Below are 18,987 nucleotides of genomic sequence, written 5' to 3'. Positions count from 1 at the left end.
CGACGAAGCCTTCGGCTTCGATGGCGCTTGCAACTGCGGCAGGCTGGGGCCGAGGCCTCTATACACTGGTGCGCATCACCGTGATGGCCTTCCGCCATCCCTGGCAGGCCGGCTTGGCGATTGGCGCCACCCTCATCGCCTCCACCTTCCAGCTGATGATCCCCCGCCTTCTTGGCCGGGCGGTCGACCACACGCAGATGGCGATGGGCGGCGGTGCGGCCGGCCAGGCGGCGCAAGACGCGCTTCTGACCACGGCGTTGCTATTGCTCGGCGCCAGCGTGCTGCGCGGTCTCTTCACCATGGTGCAGAACTATTTCAGCGAATCCGTCGGTCACCACATGGGCTACGAGCTGCGCCTGGCCTGCTACGAGAAAATCCAGCGCCTCTCCTTCAGCTTTCACGATACGGTCCATTCCGGCGACCTGATCACCGTCGGCCTGCTCGATCTCGAGGGCGTGCGCATGTATTTTTCCACCGCGCTGGTCCGCATGGTCCTGCTGTCGATCCTGATCGGCATCGGCGCCTATATGCTGCTGTCGACAGATGTCGTGCTCGGGCTGCTGGCGCTCTCCTTCGTGCCCTTCGTCGGTTGGCGCTCCTCGGTGACGCAGCTCAGGCTGCGGGCCACCTGGCTCGACCTCCAGGAGCGGCTGTCGGTGCTGACCCGGATCATGGAGGAGAATCTCGGCGGCATTCGCGTCGTGCGGGCCTTTGCCGCCCAGGAACACGAACTGTCGAAGTTCGAGGCCGCCTCGAAGAACGCGCTGGCGCTTGCGCATCAGCGGGTCGGCATCCGCGTCGTCAACACCAGCGCCATGACCTTCTCCTTCTTCGCCGCCATGGGCCTCGTGCTCTGGGTCGGCGGCGGCAAGGTCATGTCGGGCGAGATCACCGTCGGCACGCTCGCCTCGTTCCTGACCTTCATGACCATCCTGCAGATGCCGGTGCGCCAGCTCGGCCTGATGGTCAATGCCTTTGCCCGCGCCTCCACCTGCGGCTCGCGGCTCTTTGCTCTGCTCGACCTCGACATCGCGATCAAGGATGCGCCGGACGCGACGGATTTGGCGGTGACGGAGGGCGTGCTGCGCTTCGAGAATGTCAGCTTCGCCTATCCCGGCTCGGAAAAGCGCACCGTGCTCCATGATGTCTCCCTTGAAGCCAGGCGCGGCCAGACGATCGGCATCGTCGGCCCTCCCGGCAGCGGCAAGTCGACCATCGCCCATCTGATCCCGCGCTTCTACGATGTCAGCGGCGGCAGGATTACCATCGACGGCCAGGACATCCGCAAGGCGACACTGCAGTCGCTGCGCCGGGCTGTCGCCGTCGTGCAGCAGGATTCCTTCCTGTTCACGACGACGATCGAGAACAACATCGCCTATGGCGACCCCTGGGCCAAGGAAAGCCGCATCGAACGCGCCAGCGAAAGCGCTCAACTGCACAATTACGTGCTCGGCCTTCCCACCGGTTACGGCACCGTCGTCGGCGAGCGCGGCGTGTCGCTCTCCGGCGGACAGCGCCAACGTCTTTCGATCGCCCGCGCCCTGATGCTGAAGCCGGCGGTGATGGTGTTCGACGATTCGACGGCGGCAATCGACGCGGCCACCGAGCAGCGCATCCGCAGCGCCATGCGCCGCTACGCCGCCGACCGGGTGACCATCATCGTTGCCCATCGCCTGAGCTCGCTTATGCATGCCGACCTGATCCTGTTCGTCGAAGACGGACGGATCGTCGAGCGCGGCACGCATCAGGCGCTGCTTTCGCTCGGCGGGCGCTACAAGGCGCTCTACGATCTGCAGGTGCGGCCGGGCGACGAGGTGTTGAGCGCGTGATGAGATGCCTCTCTTCTCCCCACTGGGGAGAAGTGCCGAGCAAAGCGAGGCGAAGAGGGCGAGGAGCGACAGCGACGAGTGCCCTGAGCGGAAGCGAAGGGCAAAGAGGGCGTGCCGTGCGGCCCCCCCATCCGCCCTTCGGGCACCGTCCTTCGGACCCCCCGCTGGGGAGAAGGGGACACGCAATGAACGTGCTGGCCACCTGACATGATGGCCGCAGGAGGAAAGACATGGCCGAGGAACTGGAAACAGAGCGTCCCGACGTTCGCGAGGATGGGCGCCGTCCGCCGCGGGCGGTGGTCGGTTCGCATCGCGTCGAGGAGGAAATGTTCGGCAAGGCCTTCGACGGCAACATCATCAAGCGCATCTGGGCTTTCGTTCGCCCCTACCGCACCCAGGTCCTCTGGGCTGTTGTCGCCGTGCTGACCTTCACGACGATGCAATTGCTGATCCCGCTGATCATCCGTTACGCCATCGATCACGGCATGTCGCCGGGCGGCAATCATGCGGCGCTGATCTGGGCTGTTGCCGCCTTCACCATCGCCATCCTTATCAATTATGCGGCAAGCTACGCGCAGGAGACGCTGGTCGGCAATGTCGCGGAAGAGGTGCTCTTCGACATCCGCAAGGCGATGTTTTCGCATCTCCAGCGCGTCTCGCTCTCCTTCATGGACAAGACCGAAGTGGGGCGGCTGATGTCGCGCCTGCAGGGCGACGTCAACTCGATGCAGGAATTCCTCGAAACCTCGGTGCTGTCCGTCGGCGACATCGTGCTGCTCTTCGGCATCGTCTTCGTGATGCTCTATCTCGATTTCAAGCTGGGGCTGCTGACGCTTTCGGTGCTGCCGGTGCTGTTCGTCGTCCGGCTGTTCTGGCTGCCGCTCGCCCGCAAGTCCTTCATGGCCGCGCACGAGACCAATTCGGTCGCCAACGGCGCGCTTGCCGAAGCGATCCACGGCGTGCGCGCCGTCCAGAGCATGGACCGGCAGGGCGTCAACTTCACGCTCTACGACGACAAGGCGCATGCCAATCTCAAAACGCATCTGACGGCCGCGCGTTATGCCCAGGTGATGGTGCCGATCGTCGACAGCCTGACCGGCGTGGCGATGGCGCTCGTCATCGTCGTCGGCGGCGCCCGCGTTCTCAACCAGGCGCTCGATGTCGGCGTGCTCGTCGCCTTCCTCTTCTATATCCAGCGCTTCTTCGACCCGATCCGCTCGCTGACCCTGCAATATTCGGTGATGCAGCGCGCCATGGCTTCGGGCCAGCGGCTGACCGAAGTGCTCGACGTCCCCGTCGACATCAAGGACGCGCCTGACGCCAAGACCCTGTCGCGCGACATGGACGGCTCGGTGGAATTCAAGGATGTCGTCTTCGGCTACAATCCGAAGCATCCGGTGCTGAAACATGTGAGCTTCAAGGTCAATCCCGGTGAGACGGTGGCGCTGGTCGGGCCGACGGGCTCCGGCAAATCGAGCTGCATGTCGCTAATCCATCGCTTCTACGACGTGCAGCAAGGCCAGGTGCTGGTCGGCGGCCACGACGTGCGTGACCTGACCCAGGATTCGCTCGGAGCGCAGATCGCCATGGTGCTGCAGGAACCCTTCCTCTTCACCGGCACCGTCTTCGAAAACATCCGCTACCATAAGCTGGAAGCGACGCGCGAACAGGTGATCGAGGCGGCCAGGGCCGTCGGCGCGCATGATTTCGTCATGCGCCTGCCCGATGGCTATGACAGCATTCTCGGCGAGCGCGGCGGCAATCTCTCGCTCGGCCAGCGCCAGCTTTTGAGCTTTGCCCGCGCCCTTGTGGCGGATGCGAAGATCCTCGTGCTCGACGAGGCAACCGCCAATATCGACAGCTATACCGAGATGCTGATCCAGAAGGCGCTGGTGAAGCTGCTCGAAAACCGCACCGGCCTCGTCATCGCCCATCGCCTGGCGACGATCCGCGAAGCCGACCGCATCATCGTGCTGCAGAACGGCGAAATCATCGAAAGCGGCGACCACCGCCAGCTGATGAAGAACGGCAAGCTCTATTCCAGACTCTACAATCTCAACTACGCCTCGTTCGACGATATTCCCGAGGACGTGCTGGAAGAGACGACGGCGGCGGGGCCGGCAACTTGATGGGGATGACTTGCGTTAACGCGTGTCGTAAAGATTGAACGAACAAACGCGTTCCTGCCGCATTTCCCTCTTATCCGGGGCAAGTGCCACTGAGGAGAATGTCATGAAGAGAATTATTAGCAGCCTGTTGATCGCGACGGCCCTTGTTGGATCGGCTATTCAGCCTGCTGCGGCGCGTGACCACCATCATCACGACAATACCGGCCGGATCATCGCCGGCGGCGTCGCGGCAGGTGTCGTCGGCGGCCTGATCGGCGGCGCACTCGCCAATGGCGGCCCTCGCTACGTCGATGAAGGCCCTCGTTATGTCGAGCCGGCGCCGAGGTGCTGGTATGAGGACCGCGACGTCCGCAACCGCTATGACGGCTATTACCATACCGAAACCGTGCGGGTCTGCGAATAGCCCCTGAATTCTTGCAGCGGCATTGGTTTTAATCGCCGCCGGTTTGCCTCCAGCCGAGGCTGCGTCCCGCAGCCTCGGTTTTTTGTGCGACATCCCGGCCGCTCGTCCGGGCCGAAGACCCCCTCCATGCCGCACCGTTTCACGTAAAAGTCCAACAAGATCTCTTCTTTGATCGCCGCCGAGACCGTGGCTTAGCCCCTCCCCCTTGTGGGGAGCGGTCTTAGCGTGAGCCGGCACGCCAACGAACAGCACGCAAAAGATCCCGCCCATCCCGCCGCCTGTCATCCGGCTGTCAGAGACGCGCAATAGTTGAGAGCCGATGGATGATGGTCCCGTGAACGGCGGCAAGGTGCTGAGAAAAGAGCGCATGCGTTTCGTCAGCGCCGAACAGGTGGCGCAAATGGCGGGCGTTTCGCGCTCGGCTGTCTCGCGCACCTTTACGCCAGGCGCGAGCGTTGCGCCTGCAACGCGCGAGAAAGTGCTGCGGGCCGCCGAAGAGCTCGGCTATCACGTCAATGATCTGGCGCGCGGCGTGCTTGCCAATCAAAGCCGCCTCGTCGGCATGGTCGCCACACGGCCGGAGGTGGGTTTTCGCGCGCATCTGGCCGCCGCCCTTGCCAAAGCCCTGATCCGGCGCGGCAGCATTCCGATTCTGATCAACACCGGCCAGACGGAAGACGAACTGCTCGCCGCCCAGAAGATGCTGATCGGCCACCGCGCCGAGGCGATCATCATCCTGTCCGGCTCGCCGCCGGCGAGTTTCCTCGAACTCGCCCAGCGCAACGGGCAGCCGCTCGTCGTCATCGGCCGCTCGGAGCCCGACGCCGACCATGTGCGCGCCGGCAATTCCGAAGCCTCGCGCAAGGCGGCGACGGCCTTTTATGAAAGCGGCAGGCGTCAGCTGGCAGTGATCGGCTCCAACTCGGGAACGCCTGCTATCATGGAGCGCGAAAGCGCCTTCGTTTCGGCAGCCAAGTCGCTCGGTGCATCGGTCGTCGTCGCACGCGGCGACGATTCGGATTATCAGGGCGGCGTCACCGCCGGCCGCGCCCTCTTATCCAAAAGAATGAAGCCGGACGCCATCTTCTGCGCCAACGACCTGATCGCCTTCGGATTGATGGATGTCGCGCGCCTGGAAGCGCGGCTGCGCATTCCGGAGGATATCGCCGTCATCGGTTTCGACGACGTGCCGGAATCCTCCTGGCTGAGCTATCAGCTGACCACCTTCCGCCAGGACCCGGTGGTCATGGCGCAGCGCGCCGTCGATCTGATGGAGCGGCGGCTCGAAAACCCGGACTCGCCCCCGGCTTACGAACGCGTCATTCCGGAACTCATCATCCGCCAGAGCTTCAAGCCCTGACGTCTCTCCCTGGCTTTTCGCGGGCGCAATCCTGTGGCAAGAAGGACCGGACACTGGGATCGAGGCGTTACGTTCTTTGCGCATTTGGGCGGCGTCGTCAGGGAGGAAGATCGCTGCAGATGAAAGGAATTCGCCAGCTCGCCGAGCACCTCGACATTTCGATCGGGACGGTGTCCCGGGCGTTGAACGGCAAGCCGGATGTCAATGAAGACACGCGCCGGCGCGTGCTGGCCGCCGCCGAAGAACTCGGTTATGTCGCCAACCAGTCGGGCCGCAGCCTGCGCCAGGGCATGACCAACGTCATCGGGCTGATGCTCGAGGTCAGCCGCGAGACGGTCGAGAACAGCGACGACTTCTTCCTCGGCGTCACCGACGGGCTGCAGAGCGTCTTTTCCCGCCACAAGCTCGATCTGGTCATGCTGCCCTGCCCCGATGACGAGGACCCGCATGAATATCTGAAGCGCATGGTGGCGCGCCGGCTCGTCGATGCGCTGATCATCTCGGCGACGCGGCGCACCGACCGGCGCATCGAGTTTCTGGAAAAGGCCCGCATCCCATTCGTGGCGCTCGGCCGCAGTGCGTCCGGCGGCAGCTATACCTGGATGGATCTCGATTTCGAGGGCGTGGCGGCGCGCGGCGTCGACCGACTCGTCGCCAAAGGCCACCGGCGGATTGCGGTGGCGGCCCCCTCCTCCGACATCAATCTCGGCTACATCTTCCTCGACAGTTACCGTCAGGCGCTGAAACGGCACGGCATTCCCTTCGACCCCGCCCTCGTCATCCGTGTGAAGTCGAGTGAACAGGGCGGCTATCAGGCCGGCCACGAATTGCTGATGATCGAAGAGAGGCCGACCGCAATCATCCTGATCCACGAACTGATGGCGATCGGACTGTACCGGCGGCTTGCGGAAGCCGGCATCGTGCCCGGGCGCGACCTTGCCGTCGTCGGTTTCCGCGAAGAATCGCGCACACATTTCCTGCAGCCGACGCTGACCTCCTTCCGCATGTCGCTGCGCGATCTCGGCGCCCAACTCGGCGAAACCCTGCTCGCCACCATGCCGGCCTATGCCGACCATTATCCGCAGGGCGCGCGCAACAGGATCTGGCCGATGGAACTCGTTCCAGGCGAAAGCGACGCCTTCACACTGGCGGGCTGAACCCCGTCTATAGGCAAAGATTCAGCAGGGCCGGCTTGAGGCTGCCTGATGCTCTCGATCGGCTCGCCGACAATGGGCATTGTAGAAAGATGGCATGGCCGCACTCGTTGCCGGGTGCGGCCTGTTTCCGGCTATTCGGCGGCGGCGGCGGCGGCGACGCGGCGACCGATCGTCGCCTGGGTCAGCACGAAGGCCGAGAAGGCACAAAGCGCGATGCCCGCGGCCATTGGAACGGCGGTGCCATCGAAGAACAGGCTCGATACAACCATGGCGACGGCGGCAATCACGAAATGCAGCGTGCCCATCAGCGACGAGGCGGTGCCGGCGATCGCGCCGTGATCTTCAAGGGCAAGCACCGCGCTCGTTGGAATGACGAGGCCGAGGAAGCCGTAGCCGATGAACAGGAAGGTCGCCATAACAGGCAGCTGGTTGAAGCCTGAAGCCATCACCACCGCCATGACGATCATGGCCAGCGCAAAGGCGCTGACGGCAATCCGCATGACGCGCACCAGACCGAACCGCTCCCCGAGCCAGCCCGTCGCCTGCGATACCGCGAAGAAGGATACGGCATTGATCGAGAAGGCGAAGCTGTATTCGGTCGGCGTGAGCCCGTAATGCTGGATCAGCACGAAAGGAGAGTTGGCGAGATAGACGAGGAAGCTCGAAATGCCGAGGCCGCCGATGAAAGTCAGCGTCAGGAAATTGCGGTCGGCGAGCAGCAGACGATAGGCCTTCATGGCGCTGCCGAGGCCGCTGCCGTTGCGCTCCTCGGCCGGGCGGGTTTCCTCGAGCTGGGTGGAAAGCAGGACAAGGCCGATCACCGCGGCGCCGGTCACGGCCCAGAATACGCCGCGCCAGCCGGAGAGCTCGATGACGGCGCTGCCCGTCAGCGGCGCCAGGATCGGCGAGATCGAGAAGACCAGCATCAGCAGCGACATCAGCCGCGCGGCCTGGACGCCGGTATGCATGTCGCGGACGATGGCCCGGGGAATGACCATGCCGGCGGCACCGCCGATGCCCTGGACGAAACGGAAGGCGATCAGCGTTTCGATATCGGTCGCAAATGCGCAACCGATCGACGCGACGGCGAAGAGGCCGATACCGAGATAGAGCGGCAGCTTGCGGCCCCACATGTCCGACAGCGGCCCGTAGACGAGCTGCGCAAGCGCAAAGGAGATAAAGAAAGCGAGCAGGGTCAGTTGCGTGACGCTGTTGTCGGCATGCAGGTCCTGGCCGATGGAGGGCAGCGCAGGCAGATACATGTCGATGGCAAAGGGACCGATGGCCGACAACAGGCCGAGAATGAGGGCAATGCGAAAGAAGGAAGCCGTCATAATGGTGATCTTTCGTAAAAGCGCAGCGGAGGCGCCGGATCGTCGCTCCGCACTCTTTGGAATCGACGCATCGTGCTCTCCGAAAATCAGTCCGATTTTCGCGCCGATGCGCTGGGTTCAATGATGATCGTTCGCGCGAAGACGAAGTTGGGAGCTCATATCTCCAGCGGCGGAACCAAGAGTGTCAATAAATTTGGACACGCCTGTAAAATTAGACGCCATTGTCTAAACCGTCAAGACATCTTATCTTCGCTCCATGAAAGACAGCATGACACCGGCAGACCGGATGGCGGGGCACACGCAGCGTGGACAATGCGCCAAGCGTATGTCGATCCTCGACGCCGCCGCCGATGTCTTCTGCCGCCAGGGTTTTTCAGCCGCCAGCATCGACGAGATCGCCGCCGTCGCCTGTGTCTCCCGCCAGACGATCTACAATCATTATCGTGAAAAGGAGACACTGTTCGTCGCCGTCGTCGAGGACGTCATGAACCGCGCCAATGCCATGCTCTTCTCCGTGCTGTCGACCTTTCCTGACAGCGCCGACAATCTGGAGGACGGTCTGACGGCATTTGCCGTGCGCCTCAATAAAAACTGCATCTGCAATCATGATGGAAAATTCCTGCGCAAACTGGTGCAGACGGAGGGCGAGCGATATCCGCACCTCTTCGAAAGCTGGCGCCAGCAGGGGCCGGGCAAACTGACCACCGCGCTTTCCGCGCTTCTCGCCCGCCTTGCCCACAGTCAAGCGCTTGCTATCGATGATTACGACGTCGCCGCCCGGCAGTTCGTGGCGCTCGCCAATGCCGACCTGCAGATGATGACGCTGTTCGGCGGCACACCCACCAATGAAGACCTGGAAAAGGCGGCGCGCAATGCCGTGCGCACCTTTCTGAAGGCCTATGGCTGCCCGAAGGCCGAAAAGGCCGGCGGAGAGCCGCAGCTTGCGGCCATGTCCGGCTGATCACCCCTTGCGATCATGTAAAAACAGTCATCTGCGCCGGCACGACCGCAAACATGCCCACGCGGCGCGCGGCAAGATATGTCACCAGCTGTTCGACAAGCGAAGGCATGACCGGCTTCTGGACGACGCCGACCGCTCCCTTGACGCCGCCGGCGACGATCTCGGGATTGCCGGTCATGAAGACGACGGCGATCCCATGCTCTTCCGCCAGCCGCCTGCCGAGCTCAGGCCCGGTCGGGCCATCGGCGAGATTGACGTCGACGAAGGCGATATCGGCGGACGGCGCCAGCCGCAGCGCCTGTTCGCGGTCATTCGCAAGGCCCGCGACCTGCATGCCAATGCCTTCCACGGTCGCGCCGAGATCAAGCGCGATGAGGAATTCATCTTCGACGATCAATACTCTCTGCTTCATGAGATCATCTCGTTGGCAGCGCCGCACGACGTTGGTGGCCATGATTCGTCCTCTTGTTACGCACATACTTCGAAAGAAGGAGCCGCTCGGCAGTCTTCCCTGCCCGAAACTCATTGTCGTAACGGGAAACCTGACGATATGTTCCGGGGTGAAACGCGATTTTTGCCGCTTAACGCATTGTTAACGTTGACAAATCCTTAACACGATGCCGGCAAGGCAAAAACCTGCCGCTCAATCACCTTGAATCAACCGCCTACTTCTGGATGAGAGCGGGCAATGATACGATCGGGTTATTCCATCGGGCTCGGCGATTGAGGATCACGTTGCGAACTAAATTTGTTGTCCTGGTCATCGTGGCCGTCAGCCTGTTTGCCTATACCAAAGTGATGGCCAGGATCGGCTCGGGCCTGCCGCCCGCGGATGCACCGCCGGAGCAACGCGCCGACCTCATTCGCGTTTACAAGTCCGAACGCCGCATGGTCCTTTTCAGAGGCGACGCTGCGATCTCGACCTATCAGATTTCACTTGGAAGTGCTGCCGATGCAGGCCCCAAGCAGCGCGAAGGCGACGAGAAAACACCGGAAGGGCGTTATGAAATAGACTGGCGCAATCCAAAATCCGTGGCCTATCTCAGCCTGCACATTTCCTATCCGAATCCGAAAGAGCAACATGAGGCTGAAGTGAACGGCTATCGGCCCGGCGGCAGCATCATGATCCACGGGCTGCCGAATGGCTGGGGCCTGCTCGGAGGGATGCATCGCCTGTGGGATTGGACGGATGGCTGTATAGCGGTCACCGATAGGGAGATGCGGGAAATTTGGGCCCGCGTTCCCGATCATACGCCCATCGACATCATGCCTTGAGCGACTGCGATCCGTACCGGGATCAACCGCCGAAACTGAGCAGGCTCAATTCAGCCCTTGGTCTTCCCGACGAGCACCGGCTGGCTGCGGTAGTCGGCGGGAAACAGCGTCTTCAAATTCTCGATCTTCGGCAGGTCGTTGTAGACGATATAGGGGTAGGTCGGATTGCGCGTCAGGAAATCCTGGTGATAGGCCTCGGCGGGATAGAAGCCGGCGGCATCGGACACCTTGGTGACGATCGGCTTCGGGAAGACATGGGCCTTGTCGAGCTGATCGATGTAGCGCTCGGCCACCTCTCGCTGCTCGGTGGCGGTGACGAACAGCACCGAGCGGTACTGGGTGCCGCGGTCCGGTCCCTGAAAATTCAGCTGCGTCGGGTTGTGCGCCACGGAGAAGAAGATCTGCAGCAACCTGCCGTAGGTCACCTTTTTCGGGTCGAACCTGACCTCGACGGCTTCGGCGTGGCCGGTCGAGCCGGAGCTGACCGTTTCGTATTGCGCCGTTTCAGCCTCGCCGCCGGCATAACCGGAGACGGCGCTCTCGATCCCATTCACATGCTGGAAGACACCCTGAACGCCCCAGAAACAGCCGCCGGCAAAAATGGCGGTCTCGGTGCTCGACCTGACGGCTTCGTCCATGGCCGGCGGCGGAATGACGACCGCTTTCTCGGCGGCGCCTGCTATGCCCGTGTCGAGCAAGACAGCAGTGGCGGCAAGGAGCACGGCAAGGCTCCAGCGGTTGGAAGACATGGACATGTGCGCTACCTCCTGGCGGTCGCTCAAATCCTTGCTCATCCTTGCCAAAGCGGCAAATCACAAGCCGTTCACTCACGCCGATGTGACAACTAAATGAAAGCGTGTGTTTGAAGGCGAAACAGCGCCGAAGTTGAGTTGACAATCTCATGAGGAGTGAGGAGAGTGCCGCCGGTCTGAGCCAGCATTCCGGGGGGAACCTATGTCCGTGCGCTCGTTCTTTGCTTTCGCCACCATCGCATTTTTTTCCGCGATCGCCATCGGCCTTCCAGCCGCCGCTGCGGAGACCAAGCGTGACATCCAGACGATCAAGGATGCCGATTTCTTCGGCTTCGATCTTCGCACCGAGCAGAACGTCTCGCTCGACCAGTGCAAGACCTCCTGCATCGGCGATAAGAGCTGCAAGGCCTTCACCTACAATCCCAAGGTGAAATGGTGCTTCCTGAAATCCGATTTCAAGACGATGAACGCCTTCCCCGGCGCCATCGCCGGCAAGATCGTCGAGACGGCAGCCCAGAAGGAACCGGATATCGGCGCCGCGCCGCGCCCGACCTTCCTAAGCAACGACCTTATTCAGCAGGCCCACGACTTCAAGGACAATCTTGCCCTGACAGACGGCCAGCAGGGCCAGGGCGCCGACAGCCTGACGGCCAATGCCCGTCTCGACATGACGGCCAACAACCTGACGGACGCGCTGATCGCGTTCCACGGCGCGCTGTCGCTCACGCCCGATGATGCCGATCTCTGGCTCGAATCTGCCCGCGCCGCAATTTCCTTCGGCAGCACGGAAAGCAGCGTCACCGGTCAGGCCGTGGTCGACGCGCTGAACGGCTACGAGCTGACCCGCACCAAGGCCAAGCGCGCCGAGGCGCTCGCCGTGCTGGCCACCGCTCTCGAACGAAACGCCAATTACCGCCCGGCGCTCGACGCCTACAAGGCGAGCTTGGCGCTGGTTGCCTCCGACGAGGTGCAGACCGCCTACCTGCAGCTCAAATCGACGCAGGGCTTCCGCATCACCGAACACACGGTCGACGCCGACAGCGCCACGCCGCGGGCCTGTGCCACCTTCTCGGAGGCGCTGATCAAGACCACCGACTATACGCCCTTCGTGACGCTGAACGGCGAGGCGCCAAAGGCGGTCGAGACCAAGGATAAGCAGATCTGCGTCGAGGGCCTGACGCACGGCCAGACCTACAAGATCGCCTTCCGCACCGGCCTGCCGTCATCGGTCGACGAGACGCTCGACGCGCCTGTTTCCATCGACGTCTATATCAAGGACCGCGGCCAGATGGTGCGCTTCACCGGCGACAGCTTCGTGTTGCCCTCGACAGCGCGCCGCGGCATCCCGATCGTTTCGGTCAACCTGACCTCGGCCAACCTCAAACTCTACCGCATCGGCGACCGCGCCATCGCGCCGCTCTTGACCAACTCGCAGTTCCTGACCCAGCTCGACGGCTACAGCGCCCAGAACATCGAGGAACAGAGCGGCGAGCTGGTCTGGCAGGGGTCGATCGACATCGCCAACGAGCTCAACAAGGACATCATCACCAGCTTCCCCGTCGACGAGGCGCTGCCCGAACGCAAGCCCGGCATCTACGTGATGACGGCGACGGCGCCGAATGCGCCGGCGCAGGAGTGGGATTCGCAGGCGACGCAATGGTTCCTCGTCTCCGACATCGGCGTCAGCACCTATGCCGGCACCGACGGGCTCAACGTCTTCACCCGTTCGCTTGCCTCGGCAAAGCCGATATCAGGCGTCGAATTGCAGCTGCTTGCCAAGAACAACGAGGTGCTCGGCACGGCGACGACCGACGAAAACGGCCGCGCCACCTTCACCGCCGGCCTGATCCGCGGAACGGCGGCGCTGACGCCCGCCGTCATCGCCGCCAGGAACGGCACGGCGGACTATGTGTTCCTCGACATGACGCGGGCCGGCTTCGATCTCTCCGACCGCGGTGTTACCGGCCGCGCCTCACCCGGCGCGATCGACGTGCTGACCTTTACCGAACGCGGCATCTACCGCGCCGGCGAAACCGTCCATGCTCAGGCGCTTGCCCGCGACACCGACGGCAATGCCATCGAGAATCTGCCGCTGACTTTCATCTTCAGCCGGCCGGATGGCGTCGAAGACCGCCGGATCGTCAGCCAGACCAGCAATCTCGGCGGTTATTCCGTCGATTTCGCCACCCAGGCAAACGCCATGCGTGGCACCTGGACGATGAACATCTTCACCGACCCGAAGGGCAGCGCGATCGCCAGCAAGAGTTTCCTCGTCGACGATTTCGTGCCCGATCGCACCGACATGGAGATCAAGACCGAGGCCACGGAGATCGGCCCGGATACGCCGGCGAACATCACCATCTCAGGCAAATATCTCTATGGCGCCCCGGCCGTCGGCCTGACGCTCGAGGGCGATGTTGTCGTCAAGCCGACGCGTGAGAGCGCCGCCTATAAGGGCTTCCTCTTCGGGCTTGCCGACGAGGAGGCGAACGAGGATTCGCGTCTGCCGATCGAGGGGCTGCCCGAACTCGACGAAAACGGCGAAGCTTCGACGGACCTCACCGTCGGCGACCTGCCGGCAACGACGCAGCTGCTCAACGCCACCATTTATATGCGCATGCAGGAAGCGGGCGGTCGCGCCATCGAGCGCTCGCTTGTCCTTCCCGTGAAGAACGATCGCGCTTCGATCGGCATCAAGGCGGAATTTTCCGACGAGCTGCCCGAGAATTCCATCGCCAACTTCACGGTGATCGGCGTCAATGCCGAGGGGCAGAAGCAGGAGGCGAAGGGCCTGCGCTGGAAATTCTACAGCCTCAACCGCGAGTACCAATGGTATCGCGAGGGGACCGCCTGGAAATACGAGCCGGTCTATACCGCCGAGCAGATTTCCAACGGCAGCGTCGACGCGACGATGGATGGCGGCAAGATTTCCGTGCCGGTGACCTGGGGCCGCTACCGCCTCGAAGTGGAAAGCCCTGATGCCGACGGCCCGACCTCCAGCGTCGAATTCGACGCCGGCTGGTTCGTCGCCTCGACGTCGACCGAAACGCCGGACGGCCTGGAAATCGCCCTCGACAAGGACAGCTACAAGATCGGCGAAACCGCCAAGCTGAAAATCACGTCGCGCTACGGCGGCGAACTGATGGTGACGGCCGGAACCGAAAAGCTCGTCGGCGTGGAGAACGCCACGATCGGCGAGACCGGCGGCGAGATCGACATCCCGGTCACCGCGGACCTGGGCGCCGGCGCCTATGTCACGGCAACGCTCTTCCGCCCCGGCGCCGCGCAGGACAGCCACATGCCGATGCGATCGATCGGCATCAAGTGGCTGAAGGTCGATCCCGAGCAGCGCGCGCTGCAGGTCAAGCTCGACACACCAGAAAAGATGCTGCCGCGCGGACCGCTTGAGATCGGCCTGCAGGTGACCGGCGCCGGCGCCAACGAGGATGCCTACGTGACGGTTGCCGCCGTCGATGTCGGTATTCTCAACCTGACGCGCTATGAACCGCCGAATCCGGAAGACTGGTATTTCGGCCAGCGTCAGCTCGGTCTCGAGATCCGCGACCTCTACGGCCGGCTGATCGACGGCTCCCTGGGCGCGACCGGTAAGCTCAGGACCGGCGGCGACGGCGGCGCCATTGCGCTGCAGGCAAGCCCGCCGACGCAGAAGCTCGTCGCTTTCTTCTCCGGTCCGGTCAAGCTCGATGCCGAGGGCAAGGCGAAGGTCTCCTTCGACATTCCGCAGTTCAACGGCACGGCGCGCGTCATGGCGGTCGCTTGGTCGAAGACGGGTGTCGGCCACGGCGTCAAGGACGTCATCATCCGCGATCCCGTCGTCGTGACGGCGAGCCTGCCGAAATTCCTCGCACCCGGCGACAAGGCCAATCTGCGCCTCGACATCGCCAATACCGATGCGCCGGCCGGTGACTACAAGCTGCAGCTGACCGGCAATGATGCGGTCGGCATCGAGCAGGCTTCAGCCTCGCAAACAATCCGCCTCGAAGCGGGCGCGAAATCCGAACTGACGCTTTCGCTCATCGGCAAACAGCCGGGCGCCGGCAGCGTCTCGATCAACCTGTCCGACGCCTCCGGCATCTCGCTCGACCAGGTCGTCGATGTGCCGGTCCGTCCGGCATCCTTGCCGATCACCCAACGCAGGGTGCTGGCGCTGAAGCCGGGGGCCAAGCTGACGGTGGACAAGAACCTGTTGGCCGACAGCGTGCTGCCCGGCGCCTCAATCAGCGTCAACGTCACCCGTTCGGCGGCCTTCGACATTCCGGCGCTGCTGATGACCCTCGACCGCTACCCCTTCGGATGCGCCGAGCAGACGACCAGCCGGGCGCTGCCGCTGCTCTATTTCGCCGAAGTGGCGAAGCAGGCCGGCATCGAAAACGACGAGGACGTGCACAAGCGCGTGCAGGACGCGATCTATCGCGTGCTTTCCTACCAGGCCTCGGCCGGCAGCTTCGGCCTCTGGGGACCGGATTCCGGTGATGTCTGGCTCGATTCCTACGTCACCGATTTCCTGACGCGGGCCCGCGAAATGAAATATGACGTGCCGGAAAAGGCCTTCGTGCAGGCGCTCGAAAATCTGCAGAACACGCTGTCCTATACCACCGACATCAACGGCCAGGGCGACCAGATCGCCTATGCCATCTATGTTCTTGCCCGCAACAAGAAGGCCGCGATCAGCGATCTGCGCTATTATGCCGATACGATGATCAACCAGTTCCCGACGCCGCTCGCCAAGGCGCATATCGCCGCCGCTCTGGCGCTCTATGGTGACGCCCAGCGTTCGAAGAACATTTTCATCGACGCGCTGCAGATGTCGCAGCAATCGATGGTGTCGCGCGTCAATCTCTCGCGCACCGACTACGGCACTATACTGCGCGATGGTGCGGCGATCCTGGCGCTCGCCGCCGAAAGCCGGCCGGTGCCGCCTGTCATCCCAGATCTCGCCAAGTCCGTCGCCAAGGAATGGGGCCGCAGCAAATACAAGAGCACTCAGGAAGAAGCCTGGATGCTGCTTGCCGCGCGCGCCCTCCAGGGCGGTGACGACGGTCTGAAGATCGATGTCAATGGCGCGGCGCATAGCGGCGCCTATATGGCGCGCATGACCGGCGATGCGCTCGCCGGTCACCCGCTGACGCTGACCAACCAGACGAACGACTCCGTCTCGGCTGTCGTCACCACCGTTGCCGCTCCCACCGTGCCGCTGCCAGCCGGTGGCGACGGCTTCCTCATCGAGCGCAGCTATTACACGCTCGACGGCGAGCAGGCCAATGTCAGCGAGGCGAAGCAGAACGAGCGCTATGTGGTCGTCATCCATGTGCGCGAGACCAATGACTGGTCGTCGCGCATCGTCATTACCGACCTTCTGCCGGCCGGCTTCGAGATCGACAATCCGAACCTCGTCGACAGCGCCCAGATGACGAATTTCGATTGGATCGGCGAAATATCAGCCGCCCATACGGAATTCCGTTACGACCGCTTTGTCGCCGCCTTCAACCGCGCGCCCGGCGAGGAGCGTGAATTCAACGTCGCCTATGTCGTACGCGCCGTCACCCCCGGCACGTACGACCATCCGGCCGCAAGCGTCGAGGACATGTACCGGCCGGAGCTTTCGGCCCGCACGGCGACCGGCAAGATGGAGGTCATAGCAGCACAATAATGAGGCTGTGGCACAAGTTCGCGATCGGCTCCGCCGCCGGCATCCTTCTTGCCGGCGCGGCTCTCGTCGCGCTCGACGCGGCCGACCGGGCCTTTCCGCCGCCGCTCGACAAGGCAGCGGTGGTTTCACCCGAGGTGCTGGATGCCGATGGGCAGCTGTTGCGCGCCTTTGCGACGCCGGAGGGCCGTTGGCGGCTGAAGACTTTGGTCGCCGACGTCGATCCGCAATTCCTGCGCATGCTTGTTGCCTACGAGGATCAGCGTTTCTACGATCACGCCGGCATCGACGTCTGGGCGCTCGGGCGCGCCAGCCTGCAGTTCGTCCGCAACGGCCGCATCGTCTCCGGCGCCTCGACGCTTTCGATGCAGGTGGCCCGGCTGATCGAGCCGCGCGCGGAACGCTCGTTTTCGGCAAAACTTCTGCAGCTTGCACGCGCCGTGCAGATCGAACGGCGGCTGTCGAAGGAAGAGATCCTCGACCTTTATCTCACACATGCCCCCTATGGCGGCAACCTGGAAGGTGTACGCGCCGCAAGCCTTGCCTATTTCGGCAAGGAGCCGCGCCGCCTGACGGTGGCCGAGGCGGCGCTGCTGGTCGCCCTGCCGCAATTGCCGGAACGGCGGCGGCCGGACCGCAATCTCCAGGCCGCACAGGAGGCGCGCAAGCGCGTGCTCGACCGCGTCGCAGTGGCCGAGGCCGTCGGCGACGGTGAGGCGGAACGGGCCGAAGCTGTCGCCATTCCACCGCGACGCCTGCAATTGCCTGCCTTTGCCGCCCATCTCGGCGAAGCCGCATTGCGCAAGGAGCCTCTGGTCCTCAAGCACCAGACGACGTTGAAGAAGCAGGTGCAGCAGGGGCTGGAATCCGTTGCTCGCGCCGCGGCGATGAAACTCGGGCCGAAGCTTTCGCTCGCCATGGTAATGGCGGACGCGCAGACCGGCGCGATCGTCGGCGAGGTCGGCTCGGCCGATTATTTCGACGCCAGCCGCTCCGGCTGGATCGACATGACCCGCGTCAACCGCTCGCCCGGTTCGACGCTGAAGCCTTTCATCTACGGGCTCGCCTTTGAGCTGGGCCTCGTTTCCCAGGAGACGATCATCGAAGACCGGCCGGCCGATTTCTTCGGCTACCGGCCGCGCAATTTCGACATGAGCTATCAGGGCGACGTCACCGTGCGCGAGGCCTTGCAGCTCTCCTTGAACGTGCCGGCCGTCAAGCTGCTCGACGCCGTCGGGCCGTCGCGGCTCATGGTGCGCTTCCGCCGCGCCGGGGTGCGCCCGGTCCTGCCGCCGAACGAGACGCCGGGACTGGCGATCGGTCTCGGCGGCGTCGGCCTCACGCTGAAGGATCTGGTGCAGCTTTATACGGCGCTCGCCAATCGCGGCCAACCGGCAAGGCTTGGCGACGGCATCACCGGCACGCCGGGCAAAATCGACGGCGAACCGTTGCTGGAGCCGGTCGCCGTCTGGAACGTTGCCAATATTCTCTCCGGTGTCATTCCACCGGCCGGCGCACCGCAGCGCGGCATCGCCTATAAGACCGGCACCAGCTACGGCTATCGCGACGCCTGGTCGGTCGGCTATGACGGCCGGTATGTGCTCGGCGTCTGGGCCGGCCGGCCTGATAACAGCGCCGTGCCCGGTCTGACCGGCTATGGCACCGCCGCGCCGATCCTGTTCGAGGCCTTCGCCAAATCCGGCATCGCCACGACGCCCCTGCCCCGCCCGCCGGCAGGCGCCGTGCGCATCGCCCAGTCCGAATTGCCGATCAGCCAGCGGCGTTTTGCACTGAATGCCAGCGGCCTGCTCGTCGCCTCCGGCCGCGAGCCCGCGCCGCAGATCGTCTATCCGCCCGAGGGCGCCCATATCGATCTCGGCGCTGGAGCTGGCGATCTATCGCCGCTGATGCTGAAGCTGCAGGGCGGCCGCGCGCCCTTCCGCTGGCTCGCCAACGGTAAGCCCTTACCCGATCTCTCGCGCCGGCGCACCCAGCAATGGCTACCCGACGGCGGCGGCTATTCGAAACTGACCGTCATCGATTCAGCCGGACGCGCCGCAAGTGTGGGCGTTTTCATCGACTGAGGGAACCAAAGACCGGGCACAACCGTTGGAAAAGG

At 63.6% G+C, this 18,987-nt stretch carries 12 protein-coding genes; 9 read left to right on the top strand and 3 right to left on the bottom strand.

What is annotated here, in order from left to right; translation table 11 throughout:
- Nucleotides 1–20: 20 nt before the first annotated feature.
- The 5 genes from NL154_RS25535 (at nt 21) to NL154_RS25515 (ending at nt 6,878) form a co-directional block, all read left to right on the top strand.
- On the top strand, nt 21–1,829 hold the full coding sequence (locus NL154_RS25535) for an ABC transporter ATP-binding protein (protein ID WP_210632644.1): 1,809 nt from the start codon (nt 21–23) through the stop codon (nt 1,827–1,829).
- A 230-nt stretch (nt 1,830–2,059) separates the two neighbouring features.
- Complete coding sequence (locus NL154_RS25530) at nt 2,060–3,958, top strand: ABC transporter ATP-binding protein (RefSeq protein WP_210632483.1); 1,899 nt, start codon at nt 2,060–2,062, stop codon at nt 3,956–3,958.
- A 103-nt stretch (nt 3,959–4,061) separates the two neighbouring features.
- Entirely contained in the window at nt 4,062–4,361 is a 300-nt protein-coding gene (locus tag NL154_RS25525) for a hypothetical protein (RefSeq protein ID WP_210632482.1), read from the top strand.
- A 319-nt stretch (nt 4,362–4,680) separates the two neighbouring features.
- Nucleotides 4,681–5,721 carry a LacI family DNA-binding transcriptional regulator gene (locus NL154_RS25520; RefSeq protein ID WP_221144812.1) on the top strand — a complete coding sequence of 347 codons (1,041 nt, stop codon included), beginning with the start codon at nt 4,681–4,683 and terminating at the stop codon, nt 5,719–5,721.
- 119 nt (nt 5,722–5,840) lie between these two features.
- Nucleotides 5,841–6,878 (top strand): LacI family DNA-binding transcriptional regulator, encoded by a 1,038-nt coding sequence (locus NL154_RS25515; protein ID WP_210632480.1) that lies wholly within the window; start codon nt 5,841–5,843, stop codon nt 6,876–6,878.
- Between the two features lie 131 nt (nt 6,879–7,009).
- Here the strand turns inward: NL154_RS25515 and NL154_RS25510 are convergent, their stop codons facing one another.
- Nucleotides 7,010–8,212 carry a multidrug effflux MFS transporter gene (locus NL154_RS25510; protein WP_210632479.1) on the bottom strand — a complete coding sequence of 401 codons (1,203 nt, stop codon included), beginning with the start codon at nt 8,210–8,212 and terminating at the stop codon, nt 7,010–7,012.
- Nucleotides 8,213–8,468: 256 nt separating this feature from the next.
- Here NL154_RS25510 and NL154_RS25505 point away from each other — a divergent pair, with 256 nt between their 5' ends.
- Entirely contained in the window at nt 8,469–9,173 is a 705-nt protein-coding gene (locus NL154_RS25505; protein ID WP_210632478.1) for a TetR/AcrR family transcriptional regulator, read from the top strand.
- Nucleotides 9,174–9,186: 13 nt separating this feature from the next.
- Here the strand turns inward: NL154_RS25505 and NL154_RS25500 are convergent, their stop codons facing one another.
- A complete protein-coding gene (locus NL154_RS25500) occupies nt 9,187–9,627 on the bottom strand; it encodes a response regulator (protein WP_221153271.1) in 441 nt (146 codons plus the stop codon).
- A 281-nt stretch (nt 9,628–9,908) separates the two neighbouring features.
- Here NL154_RS25500 and NL154_RS25495 point away from each other — a divergent pair, with 281 nt between their 5' ends.
- Nucleotides 9,909–10,448 (top strand): L,D-transpeptidase family protein, encoded by a 540-nt coding sequence (locus tag NL154_RS25495; protein ID WP_434734535.1) that lies wholly within the window; start codon nt 9,909–9,911, stop codon nt 10,446–10,448.
- A 50-nt stretch (nt 10,449–10,498) separates the two neighbouring features.
- Here NL154_RS25495 and msrA read toward each other — a convergent pair whose 3' ends face one another.
- Nucleotides 10,499–11,203, bottom strand: coding sequence for a peptide-methionine (S)-S-oxide reductase MsrA (gene msrA, locus NL154_RS25490; protein WP_434734465.1), 705 nt, complete (start codon nt 11,201–11,203; stop codon nt 10,499–10,501).
- Nucleotides 11,204–11,402: 199 nt separating this feature from the next.
- Here msrA and NL154_RS25485 point away from each other — a divergent pair, with 199 nt between their 5' ends.
- Together NL154_RS25485 and pbpC are read left to right on the top strand one after the other, a co-directional pair.
- Entirely contained in the window at nt 11,403–16,871 is a 5,469-nt protein-coding gene (locus tag NL154_RS25485; RefSeq protein ID WP_434734464.1) for an MG2 domain-containing protein, read from the top strand.
- Nucleotides 16,871–18,952: a penicillin-binding protein 1C gene (gene pbpC / locus NL154_RS25480; protein WP_434734463.1), complete on the top strand. Its 2,082-nt coding sequence runs from the start codon at nt 16,871–16,873 to the stop codon at nt 18,950–18,952. Before NL154_RS25485 ends, pbpC begins: the two co-directional genes overlap by 1 nt.
- Nucleotides 18,953–18,987: the final 35 nt, after the last annotated feature.

This window comes from Rhizobium sp. YTUHZ044, assembly GCF_051123975.1.
Classification (GTDB): Bacteria; Pseudomonadota; Alphaproteobacteria; order Rhizobiales; family Rhizobiaceae; genus Rhizobium.
This window is presented reverse-complemented; position numbering and strand designations above follow the sequence as displayed.